The organism is Pseudomonas alvandae (assembly GCF_019141525.1).
Lineage (GTDB): Bacteria > Pseudomonadota > Gammaproteobacteria > Pseudomonadales > Pseudomonadaceae > Aquipseudomonas > Aquipseudomonas alvandae.
In genome coordinates, this window is the sequence record NZ_CP077080.1 from 2,675,168 (window position 1) to 2,686,573 (window position 11,406).

Genomic DNA, 11,406 nt, shown 5'->3' on the forward strand with positions numbered 1-11,406 from the left:
CAACGGAGAACCAGGACAATGAGCGACACCCCGGTAATAGGCCATTACATCAACGGCCAAGTGCAGGACAGCGAAACCGCGCGCTCCAGCAACGTCTTCAACCCGGCCACCGGCGCGGTACAGGCGCGGGTGGCCCTGGCCGAGCCGAGTACCGTCGACGCGGCGGTGGCCTCGGCGCTGGCGGCGTTCCCTGCCTGGTCCGAGCAGTCGTCGTTGCGCCGTTCGCGGGTGATGTTCAAGTTCAAGGAACTGCTCGACCGCCATCACGACGAACTGGCGCAGATCATCAGCCGTGAACATGGCAAGGTGCTGTCCGACGCCCACGGTGAAGTCACTCGCGGCATTGAGATCGTCGAGTACGCCTGTGGTGCACCCAACCTGCTCAAGACCGATTTCAGTGACAACATCGGCGGCGGTATCGACAACTGGAACCTGCGCCAGCCGCTGGGTGTGTGCGCCGGCGTCACGCCGTTCAACTTCCCGGTGATGGTGCCGCTGTGGATGATTCCGCTGGCATTGGTTGCCGGTAACTGCTTCATCCTCAAACCTTCGGAGCGCGACCCGTCCGCCAGCCTGCTGATGGCTCGCTTGCTGACCGAAGCCGGCTTGCCGGACGGCGTATTCAACGTCGTCCAAGGCGACAAGGCGGCAGTGGATGCGCTGTTGCAGCACCCGGATATCGAGGCGATTTCCTTTGTCGGCTCCACGCCCATCGCCGAATACATCCACCAGCAGGGCACCGCGCATGGCAAGCGCGTGCAGGCCCTGGGCGGGGCGAAGAACCACATGATCGTCATGCCCGACGCCGACCTCGACCAGGCGGCGGACGCCTTGATCGGCGCGGCCTACGGCTCGGCCGGCGAGCGCTGCATGGCGATTTCCATTGCCGTGGCGGTGGGCGATGTCGGCGATGAGTTGATCGCTCGGCTGCTGCCGCGTATCGACCAGTTGAAGGTCGGCAATGGCCAGCAGCCCGGCACCGACATGGGGCCGCTGGTCACCGCCGAGCACAAGGCCAAGGTGGAAGGTTTTATCGACGCCGGTGTGGCCGAGGGCGCTCGGCTGATCGTCGACGGTCGGGGCTTCAAGGTGCCGGGGGCCGAGCAAGGATTTTTCGTCGGTGCGACGCTGTTCGACCAGGTCACCGTCGAGATGAGCATCTACCAGCAAGAGATTTTCGGCCCGGTGCTGGGCATCGTTCGTGTACCGGATTTCGCCACCGCGGTGGCGCTGATCAACGCCCATGAGTTCGGCAACGGCGTGTCGTGCTTCACCCGTGACGGCGGCATCGCCCGGGCGTTCGCGCGCAGCATCAAGGTCGGCATGGTGGGCATCAACGTGCCGATCCCGGTGCCGATGGCCTGGCATTCCTTTGGCGGCTGGAAGCGTTCGCTGTTCGGCGACCACCATGCCTATGGCGAGGAAGGCCTGCGTTTCTACAGTCGCTACAAGAGCGTGATGCAACGCTGGCCCGACAGCATCGCCAAGGGCCCAGAATTCAGTATGCCCACTGCCCAATAAACTCATCTCATGAATGCCGGAGGGAGAACAACAATGAACCAGCCCCTGCGTTTTGCCTTGAACCGAATGGTTGCCCCACGCCTGTCACTGCCTGCTTTCATCGACTTGGCGCTGGCGTTGAAAACCGACGCCATCGAGATTCGCAATGATCTGAAAGGTGTCGAGATCGAAGACGGCATGCCCCCGGCCCGCGTCCGCGAGTTGTGCGAGGCACGCGACATCAAGGTGCTGTCGATCAACGCCCTGTACCCGTTCGACGTGTGGAACGAAGAGCGTCGCGCCCAGGCCGTGCGCCTGGCCGACTATGCCCGTGAGTGCGGTGCCGAAGGGCTGGTGATGTGCCCGCTCAACGACCGCGCGGACCCACGCAGCGAGGCCGAACGTGCGTCGGGGCTGCGCACGGCCCTTAATGAACTGGCACCGATCCTGCGCGCCTTCGGCATCTACGGTTTCATCGAGCCTTTGGGTTTCGAGGAGTGCTCGCTGCGGCGCAAACGCACGGCGGTGGAAGCGATCAAGGCCATTGGCGGGCTGGACGTGTTCCGCCTGGTGCATGACACCTTCCACCATCATCTGGCCGGCGAGCAGGAGTTCTTCCCTGAACTGACCGGGCTGGTGCACATCTCCGGGGTCGAGGATGCCAAGGCACCCTTGGCGACGATTCGTGACGGCCACCGGGTGCTGGTGGGCGAGGGCGATATTCTCGGCAATGCCGGGCAGATCGAGGCGCTGCTCCGCGGCGGCTATGACGGTTACCTGTCCTTCGAGCCGTTTGCCGAAAGCGTTCATGAGTTGGCCGATATTCGCCAGGCGTTGGGGGCGAGCATGAATCACTTGCAAAGCTCCCGGGCCTGACACGATTTGCTGAACGATGGAGCCTCCCCTGTGGGAGCGAGCTTGCTCGCGATAGCGGTATGTCAGGCGACATTAATGTTGGATGTATGGTCGCCTTCGCGAGCAAGCTCGCTCCCACAGTTGACCGAGTTGCGTTTGAAAAAGGTGCAAGCATGACCACAACACGACTGACCATGGCCCAGGCCCTGGTGAAATTCCTCGATAACCAGTACGTCGAGGTCGATGGCGTCCAGAGCAAGTTTATCGCCGGGGTGTTTACCATTTTCGGCCACGGCAACGTGCTGGGCCTGGGCCAGGCGCTGGAGCAGGACAGCGGCGACCTGGTGGTCCATCAGGGCCGCAACGAGCAGGGTATGGCCCATGCCGCCATCGGCTTTGCCAAGCAGCACCTGCGGCGCAAGATCTACGCCTGTACTTCGTCGGTTGGTCCCGGCGCGGCGAACATGCTGACCGCTGCCGCCACCGCGACGGCCAATCGCATCCCGCTGCTACTGTTGCCGGGTGATGTCTACGCCAGTCGCCAGCCGGATCCGGTGCTGCAACAGATCGAGCAATTCCATGACCTGAGCATCAGCACCAACGATGCGTTCAAGGCCGTGAGTAAATACTGGGATCGCATCAACCGCCCCGAGCAATTGATGAGCGCCGCGATCCAGGCCATGCGCGTGTTGACCGACCCGGCCGAGACCGGTGCGGTGACCCTGGCGCTGCCCCAGGACGTACAGGCCGAAGCCTACGATTATCCGGATTACTTCCTGCAAAAGCGCGTGCACCGCATCGACCGCCGTCCGGCCACCGAAGCGATGCTCGGCGACGCCCTGGACCTGTTCAAGGGCAAGCGCAAGCCGCTGATCATCTGCGGCGGCGGGGTGAAATACTCCGGGGCCAACGCGGTATTGCAAGCCTTCGCCGAGCGCTTCGACATTCCTTTTGCCGAAACCCAGGCGGGGAAAAGCGCCATCGTCTCCAGCCATCCGCTGAACGTGGGCGGCGTCGGCGAGACCGGTTGCCTGGCAGCGAACCTGCTGGCCAAGGAAGCGGACCTGATCATCGGTATCGGCACCCGCTACAGCGATTTCACCACGGCGTCGAAATGGCTGTTCCAGCACCCCGACGCGCAATTCCTCAACCTCAACATCAGCCCGTGCGATGCGCTGAAACTCGACGGCGTGCAACTGCTGGCCGACGCCCGTTCTGGCCTGGAGGCGCTGGCCGACAAGCTGGGGGATTTCCGCGCCGAATGGGGCGGGCAGATCGCCGACGCCAAGGCCCAGCTCGACGCCGAAGTGGACCGGATCTACCAGGCGGATTTCCAGACCGAGGATTTCGTCCCGGAAATCAACGATCACATGGACCCGGCGGTGTTTCGCGAATTCATCGAACTCACCGGCTCCTGCCTGACCCAGAGCCGCGTGCTGGGCACGCTCAACCAAACCTTGGCGGACGACGCCATCATCGTCGCTGCCGCCGGCAGCCTGCCTGGCGATTTGCAACGCAGTTGGCGGAGCAAGGGCGTGAACACTTACCACGTCGAATATGCCTATTCGTGCATGGGCTACGAGGTGAATGCGGCGTTGGGGGTGAAGCTCGCCGAGCCGGACAAAGAGGTCTACGCGCTGGTGGGCGACGGTTCCTACATGATGCTGCATTCGGAACTGGCGACCTCGATCCAGGAGCGGCGCAAGATCAACGTGGTGCTGCTGGACAACATGACCTTCGGCTGCATCAACAATCTGCAAATGGAACACGGCATGGACAGCTTCGGCACCGAGTTCCGCTTCCGCAACCCCGAGACTGGCAAGCTCGACGGCGGCTTTGTGCCGGTGGACTTCGCCATGAGCGCTGCGGCCTACGGCTGCAAGACCTACTCGGTCAAGACGCTGGACGAGTTGCACGCGGCCCTGGCCGATGCCCGGCGCCAGACGGTCTCGACGCTGATCGACATCAAGGTCCTGCCCAAGACCATGATCCACAAATACCTGTCGTGGTGGCGGGTCGGCGTGGCGCAAGTCTCCACCAGCGCCCGCACCGATGCCGTCGCCAAGACCCTCAACGAACGACTGGCCAAGGCCCGTCAATACTGATTGCGCCAACACCTACATTAAGGAGTTCCACATGTCTTTGAAGCTGGGCGTCATCGGCACCGGGGCCATCGGCCAGGACCATATCCGTCGTTGCAGCCAGACCTTGCTCAACAGCCAGGTGGTGGCGGTGACCGACATCAACCTTGCCCAGGCGGCGAAAGTGGTGGCCGACCTGAAACTGACCGCCGAGGTGTATCCGGACGGCCACGCGCTGATCAAGGCGCCGGACGTCGAGGCGATCCTTGTCACGTCCTGGGGACCGAGCCATGAAGAATTCGTGCTGGCGGCCATCGCGGCAGGCAAACCGGTGTTCTGCGAAAAACCCCTGGCGGTCACGGCCGAAGGCTGCCGCAAGATCGTCGAAGCCGAAGTGGCCCACGGCAAGCGCCTGGTGCAGGTCGGTTTCATGCGGCCATATGATGAAGGTTATCGAGCGCTCAAATCGGTGATCGACAGCGGCCAGATCGGCGAGCCGCTGATGCTGCATTGCGCCCACCGCAACCCGAGCGTGGGCGAAAACTACAAGACCGACATGGCGATCACCGACACCCTGATCCACGAGCTGGACGTGCTGCGCTGGCTGCTGGCCGATGACTATGTGTCGGTGCAGGTGGTGTTCCCCCGCAAGAGCAGCAAGGCCTTGGCTCACCTGCGCGATCCGCAGATCGTCCTGCTGGAAACCGCCAAGGGCACGCGGATCGACGTCGAGGTGTTCGTCAATTGCCAGTACGGTTACGACATCCAATGCGAAGTGGTGGGGGAGACCGGCATCGCCAAGCTGCCGGAACCGTCCCAGGTGCAACTGCGCAGCGGCGCCAAGTTGTCCAATGCGATCCTGATGGATTGGAAGGATCGCTTCATCGCCGCCTATGACGTCGAGTTGCAGGCGTTTATCGACGGCGTGCGCGCCGGGCAGGTGGGCGGGCCGTCGGCGTGGGATGGTTTTGCGGCGGCGGTGGCGGCGGATGCCTGCATCGAAGCGCAGCAGAGTGGGCAGATCGTCAAGGTCGACCTGCCGGAGCGGCCACGCTTTTACGGCTGACCACATTCCCTCTGTGGGAGCGGGCTTGCTCCGGGCGGCGATCCGACGAAGACGGCGGCACATCCAACATGGATGTCGACTGACACTACGCCTTCGCGAGCAAGCCCGCTCCCACAAGGGGCCTGCGTTATTTCCAGATAAGGAGCCTTCATGCGAATCGGACTAGTCGGCTATGGCAAGGGTGGGCGGTTCTTTCATGCGCCACTCATCAGCAGTCTGCCCGGCGCTACGTTCGTCGGCGTGGTGACCCGCTCCGCCGAGCGGCGCCAGCAATTGGCAACCGACCACCCCGGCGTCCAGGCCTTCGACAGCCTGGCGCAACTGGTGGCGGCCGGCGTCGATGCGGTGGTGGTGTCAACGCCGCTGGAGGCCCGTCCGGCCGTGGTGATGGAAGCCATCGAGCACGGCGTGGCGGTGGTCAGCGACAAGCCTTTTGCCCTTGACTCCGCCCAGGCCGAAGCGATGGTGCTGGCCGCCGAACGCCGCAACGTGCCGTTGAGCGTGTACCAGAACCGTCGCTGGGATTCGGATTTCCTGACCGTGCGCAAATTGCTCGCGTCCGGCGCCCTGGGTCAGGTCATTCGCTTTGAGTCCAGCGTAGAGCGTTACTCGCCGACCTCGGTGGGCAAAGGCAGCGGCGGGGGATTCCTGCGTGACCTGGGCAGCCATCTGGTGGACCAGGCGCTGCAGTTGTTCGGGCCGGTGATACGGGTTTATGCCGAGCTGGATTATCGACAGCCGGGCCAGGCGTTCGATAACGGTTTCTTCCTTTCACTGACCCATGCCGGTGGCGTCATTTCCCACTTGAGCGGTAATTGCGTGCAAAACGCTCCACGCCCACGTTTCCGGGTCAGCGGCAGCGAAGGCTGCTATACCGTCGAAGGCCTCGACGGGCAGGAAGCCTTGGCATTGGCGGGGCGGAGCCCAGCCACCGAAGGCGAACGCTGGGGCGCCGAGGAGCACCGGCGCTGGGGTTGGTTCGAGCACGGTGCCGAGCGCGAACGTGTGGCCTCGGAGCGCGGTTGCTGGCTGGAGTTCTATCAGCGCCTCCAGGCCGCGTTGCAGGGCGACGGCCCTCTGCCGGTGGCGGCCCGCGATGCCTTGGCCACGACGCGTATCCTGGACGCTGCCAGGCAAAGTGCGGAGCAAGGCGAGGTGGTGTGTTTATCAGCGCCTGTAGGACATGGAACAAAAAACGAATAAAATTCTAAAATGAGTTGATATGGAAAATATTTTCCAATAAAGTCGATTCCAGGTTACCGACAACCCTGTCCGCGTTTATCCAGGCCTGCCCTGGATGGACGAAGGACGAAACAAAAACAAGAAACACAGCCAGGTACCGTCGATGAAAACCTTCAACCGCTCTGCGTTTCACTTGCCACCGTCCTTGCGCCTGTCCGCAATTCTTCCCTTGTTTGAATCCCTGTGCATCCAGCGCAAGGGCGCCGTGGTGTGCTGCATGCCCGGCGCCCCGATCGTGCGTTTGCCGCGTTCCTGAAGTCCGTCACGCCTTATCCATAAAACAAACAAAAAAGTGGAGAAAGAACGTTCATGAACACCAAGACTCGCATTGCCTCGCTGGCCCTGTCATTGATGTTCGCCAGCGGCGCTGCCCTGGCGGACCTGAAGATCGGCGTCAGCATGTCTCAGTTCGATGACACCTGGTTGACCTACCTGCGCGAATCCATGGACAAGAAGGCCAAGTCCCTGCCGGACGGCGTCACGCTGCAGTTCGAAGACGCGCGCAGCGACGTGGTCAAGCAACTGAGCCAGGTGGAAAGCTTCATCAGCCAGAAGGTCGATGCGCTCATCGTCAACCCGGTGGACACCGCCGCGACCCAGCGCATCACCAAGGCCGCCGTGGCCGCCGGTATCCCGCTGGTGTACGTCAACCGCCGTCCGGACGATCCGAAGCTGCCGCAAGGCGTGGTCACCGTGGCCTCGGATGACCTGGAGGCCGGGCGCATGCAGATGCAATACCTGGCCGACAAGATGGGCGGCAAGGGCGACATCGTGATCCTGCTGGGCGATTTGGCGAACAACTCCACCACCAACCGCACCAAGGGCGTCAAGGAAATCCTCGCCAAATACCCGGGCATCAAGATCGAACAGGAACAGACCGGCACCTGGTCCCGGGACAAGGGCATGACCCTGGTTAACGACTGGCTGACCCAAGGCCGTGAATTCAACGCGGTGGTGTCCAACAACGACGAGATGGCCATCGGCGCCGCCATGGCCCTCAAGCAAGCGGGCACCAAGAAGGGCAGCGTGTTGATTGCCGGGGTCGACGGCACGCCGGACGGCTTGAACGCCATCAAGAAAGGCGACATGGCGGTCTCGGTGTTCCAGGACGCCAAGGGCCAGGCCGATGGCTCCATCGACACGGCGGTCAAAATGGCCAAGGGCGAGAAAATGGAATCCGTCGTGGTGCCGTATCGCCTGATCACGCCGGAGAACGTCGACCAGTTCAAGTGACGCTGCGCCTGGCCCACCACAACAATAAGCAGGCAAGGTCGCCGCGCCGATCTTGCCGAGGGAGTACCTGACCATGTTCGCATCTGCGACTGCTTCGAGCGCCCCGGCGGCAACGTTCCGGCCGGACGTATTACCCGACGAACCGTACCTGTTGGAGGTCGTCAACGTCAGCAAGGGCTTTCCCGGCGTGGTGGCGTTGTCCGACGTGCAATTGCGGGTGCGTCCCGGCTCGGTGCTGGCCCTGATGGGCGAAAACGGCGCAGGCAAATCCACCTTGATGAAGATCATCGCCGGCATCTACCAGCCCGACGCCGGCGAGCTGCGCCTGCGCGGCAAGCCTGTCACCTTCGACACGCCCCTGGCGGCGTTGCAGGCCGGGATTGCGATGATCCACCAGGAACTGAACCTGATGCCGCACATGAGCATCGCCGAGAACATCTGGATCGGCCGTGAACAGCTCAACGGCCTGCACATGGTCGACCACGGTGAAATGCATCGCTGCACCGCCCGGTTGCTGGAGCGCTTGCGCATCAAGCTCGACCCGGAGGAGCAGGTGGGCAACCTGAGCATCGCCGAGCGGCAGATGGTGGAGATCGCCAAGGCGGTCTCGTACGACTCCGACATCCTGATCATGGACGAGCCGACCTCGGCCATCACCGAGACCGAAGTCGCCCACCTGTTCTCGATCATCGCCGACCTCAAGGCCCAGGGTAAGGGCATCATCTACATCACCCACAAAATGAACGAGGTGTTCGCTATCGCCGATGAAGTGGCGGTGTTTCGCGACGGCGCCTACATCGGCCTGCAACGGGCCGACAGCATGGACGGCGACAGTCTGATTTCGATGATGGTCGGACGCGAACTGAGCCAGTTGTTCCCGGTGCGGGACAAGCCCATCGGTGACTTGGTCCTGTCGGTGCGTGACCTGAGCCTGGACGGCATTTTCAAAGACGTGTCGTTCGACCTGCATGCCGGGGAAATCCTTGGCATCGCCGGGCTGATGGGCTCGGGCCGGACCAACGTTGCCGAGGCGATCTTCGGCGTGACCCCGAGTACCGGCGGCGAGATCCTGCTGGACGGCCAGCCGGTGCGCATCACCGACCCGCACATGGCGATCGAGAAGGGCTTCGCGCTGTTGACCGAGGACCGCAAGCTCAGTGGCCTGTTCCCGTGCCTGTCGGTGCTGGAGAACATGGAAATGGCCGTGCTGCCCCATTACGTCGGCAACGGCTTCATCCAGCAGAAAGCCCTGCGGGCGCTGTGCGAAGACATGTGCAAGAAGCTGCGGGTCAAGACGCCTTCCCTGGAGCAGTGCATCGACACCTTGTCCGGCGGCAACCAGCAGAAGGCCTTGCTGGCGCGCTGGTTGATGACCAACCCGCGCATCCTGATCCTCGACGAGCCGACCCGCGGCATCGACGTCGGCGCCAAGGCCGAGATCTACCGGCTCATTGCCTACCTCGCCAGTGAAGGCATGGCGGTGATCATGATTTCTTCGGAGTTGCCGGAAGTGCTGGGTATGAGCGACCGCGTCATGGTCATGCACGAAGGCGACCTGATGGGCACCCTCGACCGCAGCGAAGCCACCCAGGAACGCGTCATGCAACTGGCGTCGGGCCTGTCCTGATGGCCGTCAGTCCAGATAAAAAAGGTAAATGGCTATGAACGCAATATTGGAAAACAAACCCGCGGCCGCACCGGCCAGGACGCGTCGGCGGTTGCCGACGGAACTGAGCATCTTCCTGGTGCTGATTGGCATCGGCCTGGTGTTCGAGCTGTTCGGCTGGATCATGCGCGACCAGAGCTTCCTGATGAACTCCCAGCGCCTGGTGCTGATGATCCTGCAGGTGTCGATCATCGGCTTGCTGGCCATTGGCGTGACCCAGGTGATCATTACCACCGGCATCGACCTGTCATCGGGCTCGGTGCTGGCCCTGTCGGCGATGATCGCCGCCAGCCTGGCCCAGACCTCCGATTTCGCCCGGGCGGTGTTCCCCTCCCTGACTGACCTGCCCGTGTGGATCCCGGTGGTGGCGGGGCTCGGCGTAGGGCTGCTGGCGGGGGCGATCAACGGCAGTATCATTGCCGTGACCGGCATCCCGCCGTTCATTGCCACCCTCGGCATGATGGTCTCGGCTCGTGGCCTGGCGCGCTACTACACCGAAGGCCAGCCGGTGAGCATGTTGTCCGATTCGTACACGGCCATCGGCCATGGCGCGATGCCGGTGATCATCTTCCTGGTGGTGGCGGTGATCTTCCACATTGCCCTGCGCTACACCAAGTACGGCAAGTACACCTATGCCATTGGCGGTAACATGCAGGCGGCGCGAACGTCGGGCATCAACGTCAAGCGTCACCTGGTGATTGTCTACAGCATCGCCGGGCTGCTGGCGGGGCTGGCCGGTGTGGTGGCATCAGCGCGGGCGGCGACCGGGCAGGCGGGCATGGGCATGTCGTATGAGCTGGACGCGATTGCCGCGGCGGTGATCGGCGGCACCAGCCTCGCCGGTGGGGTGGGGCGCATCACCGGGACGGTGATTGGCGCGTTGATCCTCGGGGTCATGGCCAGCGGCTTCACCTTCGTCGGTGTCGATGCGTACATCCAGGACATCATCAAAGGCTTGATTATCGTGGTCGCGGTGGTGATCGATCAGTACCGTAACAAGCGCAAGCTAAAACGTTAACGCCCGCTTGATGCGACAAAGCGCCACGCCTGACCCGCGTGGCGCTGCCATTTGTCTTCTTAGTACAGCCATTGCAGCGAATTTCTTGTTATAAACGCACTTCGACGGCTGGCAGAGGCCCGTTAAACGGCATTTGAAGCACTTGTCGGACATTTTCCCCATGTTTTCGGTTGCTGACGCCCCAACTCGGCCTTAGACTGCCGCCCCTCGTAAATTGAGTGCCGGGTGGCGCTTGGAATAGACGGCGCCTTTCCGATGAGCGTGGCCGCTTGATGCGGGACGCTCCATAATTCGCCTTAATGCACGTTTTTTTATAGAGAAATCAATGACAAAGGAAAAGTTGCTGGCCATGCCGGCGGATGACTACATGAATGCCGAGCAACTGGCTTACTTCACCAAGCTGTTGCAGAACATGAAAGTCGAAACCCACGAGCGCATCGAACAGAACCGAATCGCCATTGAAAGCCTGGACAGCCCGGCCGACCCGGCGGACGCTGCTTCCGTAGAAGAAGAGCGAACCTGGCTGGTCAACGCCATCGATCGCGACCAACGCATGCTGCCGCAACTGGAGCAGGCCCTGGACCGCATCAACGATGAAAGCTTCGGCTGGTGCGATGACAGCGGCGAGCCTATCGGCCTCAAGCGCCTGCTGATCAGCCCGACCACCAAATATTGCATCGAAGCTCAAGAACGCCACGAGCAGATCGACAAGCACCAACGTCAGGCCTGATCCCCGTTTCTGGAA

10 protein-coding genes are annotated in these 11,406 nt (G+C 62.4%); all 10 read left to right on the forward strand.

The features are described 5' to 3' along the window. Positions 1–18: 18 nt before the first annotated feature. The 10 genes from KSS97_RS11995 (at position 19) to KSS97_RS12040 (ending at position 11,391) form a co-directional block, all read left to right on the forward strand. On the forward strand, positions 19–1,521 hold the full coding sequence (locus KSS97_RS11995; protein WP_217861725.1) for a CoA-acylating methylmalonate-semialdehyde dehydrogenase: 1,503 nt from the start codon (positions 19–21) through the stop codon (positions 1,519–1,521). 33 nt (positions 1,522–1,554) lie between these two features. Further along, a complete protein-coding gene (locus KSS97_RS12000) occupies positions 1,555–2,376 on the forward strand; it encodes a TIM barrel protein (RefSeq protein WP_198797447.1) in 822 nt (273 codons plus the stop codon). Positions 2,377–2,528: 152 nt separating this feature from the next. Continuing rightward, entirely contained in the window at positions 2,529–4,460 is a 1,932-nt protein-coding gene (iolD, locus tag KSS97_RS12005) for a 3D-(3,5/4)-trihydroxycyclohexane-1,2-dione acylhydrolase (decyclizing) (RefSeq protein ID WP_217861726.1), read from the forward strand. A gap of 31 nt (positions 4,461–4,491) precedes the next feature. Further along, on the forward strand, positions 4,492–5,502 hold the full coding sequence (gene iolG / locus KSS97_RS12010; RefSeq protein WP_030141281.1) for a bifunctional inositol 2-dehydrogenase/D-chiro-inositol 1-dehydrogenase: 1,011 nt from the start codon (positions 4,492–4,494) through the stop codon (positions 5,500–5,502). Between the two features lie 150 nt (positions 5,503–5,652). Next, the gene (locus KSS97_RS12015; protein WP_198797449.1) at positions 5,653–6,705 is read left to right on the forward strand and encodes a Gfo/Idh/MocA family protein; all 1,053 of its coding nucleotides are present in this window, start codon (positions 5,653–5,655) and stop codon (positions 6,703–6,705) included. 142 nt (positions 6,706–6,847) lie between these two features. Next, positions 6,848–7,000 carry a hypothetical protein gene (locus tag KSS97_RS12020; protein ID WP_187293342.1) on the forward strand — a complete coding sequence of 51 codons (153 nt, stop codon included), beginning with the start codon at positions 6,848–6,850 and terminating at the stop codon, positions 6,998–7,000. A 53-nt stretch (positions 7,001–7,053) separates the two neighbouring features. Then, positions 7,054–7,977 (forward strand): sugar ABC transporter substrate-binding protein, encoded by a 924-nt coding sequence (locus KSS97_RS12025; protein WP_030141283.1) that lies wholly within the window; start codon positions 7,054–7,056, stop codon positions 7,975–7,977. A 73-nt stretch (positions 7,978–8,050) separates the two neighbouring features. Then, complete coding sequence (locus tag KSS97_RS12030) at positions 8,051–9,604, forward strand: sugar ABC transporter ATP-binding protein (RefSeq protein ID WP_030141284.1); 1,554 nt, start codon at positions 8,051–8,053, stop codon at positions 9,602–9,604. A 34-nt stretch (positions 9,605–9,638) separates the two neighbouring features. Next, on the forward strand, positions 9,639–10,661 hold the full coding sequence (locus tag KSS97_RS12035) for an ABC transporter permease (protein ID WP_030141285.1): 1,023 nt from the start codon (positions 9,639–9,641) through the stop codon (positions 10,659–10,661). Between the two features lie 325 nt (positions 10,662–10,986). Continuing rightward, the gene (locus KSS97_RS12040; RefSeq protein WP_030141286.1) at positions 10,987–11,391 is read left to right on the forward strand and encodes a TraR/DksA family transcriptional regulator; all 405 of its coding nucleotides are present in this window, start codon (positions 10,987–10,989) and stop codon (positions 11,389–11,391) included. Positions 11,392–11,406: the final 15 nt, after the last annotated feature.